The sequence below is a fragment of the Agromyces sp. NPDC057679 genome (assembly GCF_042799635.1).
Lineage (GTDB): Bacteria > Actinomycetota > Actinomycetes > Actinomycetales > Microbacteriaceae > Agromyces.
In genome coordinates this window covers 1-3,532 of record NZ_JBHVIK010000011.1, presented here as the reverse complement: position 1 = coordinate 3,532, position 3,532 = coordinate 1, and the positions used below count along the sequence as shown (strand labels likewise).

Genomic DNA, 3,532 nt, shown 5'->3' with positions numbered 1-3,532 from the left:
GGTTTTAGCCCCCTCGCTGCCTTTCTGACAACTACAAAAACCCCTGTTTCTAAGTCCTTTATTTCGTCTGGATGAACATAGAATTTTTTTACCTTCCGGCTTGTTCCTTTTTCCGCTTTAAACTCAATTCTTTTTAATGGGCCGCCGATATTTTCCGTCTGTGTGGTCAGATCCACGTCATTATAAGTACCGATTATAGAAGCCACTGTTTCTGCGGATTCAGCCTCGTTACTTCGGCCAAAAAAGAACGTATTACAGTTATCAATTACTTGCTTTGAAATGTCCTGTCCATTGATGACTAAATCTCCTAGCGACTGTATCCCAATAGCTGCCCCAAATTCAGCACTACGAGCCCGCGCAAGGATGTGTACGATTGTTTCAGACCCATAGGCCCCAAACTCATCAAAAATGCCGAGAGCGCCTTTCTGCACGTCCTGAGCGTATCTAGTTGTGACACTGAATGCTAAATCAGCAATAACAAACCTTGCAAACCGCTTGATAAACTCGGAATAAATGTTGCTATTGAACGAGAAAATAACGCTTTCTCCTCGTTCTAATACCTCAAGCAGATCGAGACCGTCAGGATCATCTTCAAGGAGCTCACCAAGTTCTGAATAAATCAACTTTTCTAGCTGTGTTTTCATACTTTTTACAAGCATCAGAACAGGATCGGCTTGGCTTTCATCGGTCAATGATTCGATTTCATCCTCTGTTAACTGACTTTTACCGAAAAAACGCTCCATATGAAGGGCTGCCCTTGCGCTCAATACTTTATTTTTGACTGTACGCTCTCTAATTTCGTACTCTACTTCCTCTTGCTCTGATTCATTCAGGCCAAGAATATCATCCTCTTCCGCCGGCTTTTTTTTCTTGACTGGTACTTTATCCTGAATGACTTCCTCTTTTATTTCCACGTCAGTCATTAATGTTCTGTATACCGCGCTGAGTGACATGTGTTTGGCGATGGTCGCCAAATCAGTATTTAAATCAAAATCATGGATCATATGAATGACTTTTTGCAAAAAGTTTTCCGCTTCATTTTTATAAAAAGCGTTTTCCCAATCGAAAATCGCCATGATTCGATCAGTGACACTCGTTCTATTACCATGCCTAATTGGGTTATATCTCAAAGACGTTTTTTCTGAGAATACATGAAGCTTACGACCGTATTTGTCTGTTAACTTCTTGAACTGAGCAATCGTTTTCGGATCGCCCTTTCCATCAACGAAAAATACTGATTGACCATTAGCCAATGCGCTTTCGGCTGCGGTTAAAATTGCCATCGTTTTTCCGCTTCCAGTAGTTCCTTGAAACAAAATGTGCTTTGTTGTCTCTTCTAAAGCCATTTCTGCTTGTTTTTTGTGTTCATCAATGCCGAGCAAAATATTTTCAATCGGTAATGATTTTTCCACTGATTTTGCAACGTTTTTCCGCCATTTTGCCTGCATATTATCATTAATCTTCACGCGATTCTGATAAATCTTCTCATAGTCCTTACTACTGCGGTATTCTTCGATTACATCCTCTTTCGGCTTTACGATCTTTCCTTTGAAAAACTCATATACCGCCAGAGTTAACCGCGCAATAATAAGAGAAAGAGCCGCAACAGCAATATAGGACTGATAACTCGGATGGAACGGTTGACCGTTATTTATTAGCTGCTCAAAATAATCTAATCGACTACCCATACCGGCTATAGATAAAGAAACCGGTATGAATTGAAACAACTGCTGCCATCCTGCGAAATATAGCATCAAACCTAAAGCTATAACCGCCGGCCAAAATACAATTTTCAACTTGGAGGCCTGCTTTAGTGCGTACACAAAGCCAAAAATCAGCAATCCTAAAACAAGCGAAGGAAGAAACGCCAAACCTGCAGCCGCAGCCGCAGCTATGACAGCTCCATATCCAAGTAAAGAAGTGAAATCCGGCTTGCCATTGTTATCTGGCGGCCGATTCTTGTCACTCGAAAAGTTTAAATCCATTTAATCCTCCCCATTAGTTAAAAGATCATCTAGCATTATAAAAGAAATATTGACCCCAACCGATGAAGCAAACGCATGAATATGATTTTTGATTGCGTCCTCCTTACAGATATAAAAAACGCGATCATACAAGCCATTTTCAATGGACTTTTTATATTGATGCATCTTCTTTTCGATTCTCGCACTCGTTTTCCGGCTCAATTCCACTTCAAAAGCGAAACGCCGCTCACTATTCACCAGGATAAAGTCAGGGACTTCCTGTGCGATGTGTCTTAAAGCATTGGGCTTGCGAGCTTGCTCCACACTTAACGAAAGAATCAATTCACGCGTCAATTCTCTTTCTGTCTTGAAACCAAATTCAGTGCCTTTCGCTGCGTATCGCTCTAAGAGACTAAAAATCACATCATTCACTGTCAGATCATGCTGCAAAGTGGAATAGCTAAGACCGGCAGCAGTACCGATATGACCAATAAATTTTGATCCGCTTTTTGTGATGCAAAGAACCTTTCTGCGGCCAAATGCTTTCGTTTCTACAAAGCCCAATTCTTCGCCTTGTGCCCGAGCGCGGTAAATCGTCATGACTCCCATATCTTTTAGAAAGCGCTCAAGCTGAACACTCGTGATGACACCGAAACGATCAATAGCTTCAACCACTCTTCGCCTCTTTTCGCTTAAAATATAATCCATCTCAACAGACCCCCGAACTTCTAAAATGTTTACACCTCCTTTAGTGTAGCAAGCTTATTTTCAAAAATATATACCAATTTAGCACCACAAAATTACCACTATGTCGTCTCGTCAGGCTCCACTTGCGAAGCCTCTAGGACTCCATTCACAAAAGCAGCAATCAGCTCCAGTTGCAAAGGTTCTAAAAACATCAGCTCAAGCTCGTCAAATGGTTCACCGAATTGTTTTTCATAGTCTTTTTTAAAACAAGCATAAAGCGATGAAAAGGGTTCTTTATCAATGAAAATATCCTCAAACAAGCTGTATGATCCACCCTCTGCATATGATTCCAATTCATGAACAATTACCATTGCTCTTTGTACGGAAAGATCATCCTTATTTGCTAAGGGATACTCGCTAAATTTCCGAAACTGATCGTCATAAAATTTTACTTCTTCATTCTCAGGCTCGGGATCGAGCTCATAATCCTCATAATCGTTCATAAAAGAATCCCCCTTGTAACGATAAATGTTTGTTAAAATTTGTCCATTTTCTTTTTAATTTTTTCATATTCCTCTAGGATTTCTTTTATATGGCTAGTTACATGCTCAAATCCTTGACAATATTTTTCGGAATAAAGGGACGAGAGGTCAACTTGAAGTAAAGACTGTATTTCGTTTATAAACCACTGTTCAGGACTCTGTTCTTCTTTTTGTCTTATTTCATCTTTCGGTGGTATTAAGAGGTTTTTGAATCTTTTTGTAATGTCATCTTGCCGCGAATTTTCTTCTAAAAACTGCGAACAAAGATAACAGGCATTTACATACCTCTGGAATTCTTGCTTCAATAAAGAAGCATCATGTTTTTTTATTGCTCTCGGA

4 protein-coding genes are annotated in these 3,532 nt (G+C 39.9%); all 4 read right to left on the bottom strand.

From position 1 onward, the window contains the following. Positions 1 to 1,985: type IV secretory system conjugative DNA transfer family protein (locus ACFVAJ_RS21720; protein ID WP_376947949.1), on the bottom strand; the 1,985-nt coding region annotated here is incomplete at its 3' end. Next, on the bottom strand, positions 1,986 to 2,639 hold the full coding sequence (locus ACFVAJ_RS21715; protein ID WP_376947947.1) for a hypothetical protein: 654 nt from the start codon (positions 2,637 to 2,639) through the stop codon (positions 1,986 to 1,988). A gap of 131 nt (positions 2,640 to 2,770) precedes the next feature. Then, the gene (locus ACFVAJ_RS21710) at positions 2,771 to 3,154 is read right to left on the bottom strand and encodes a hypothetical protein (protein WP_375838824.1); all 384 of its coding nucleotides are present in this window, start codon (positions 3,152 to 3,154) and stop codon (positions 2,771 to 2,773) included. A gap of 32 nt (positions 3,155 to 3,186) precedes the next feature. Next, positions 3,187 to 3,532, bottom strand: a 346-nt coding sequence (locus tag ACFVAJ_RS21705; RefSeq protein ID WP_376947945.1) for a hypothetical protein, incomplete at its 5' end; no start/stop codon positions are given.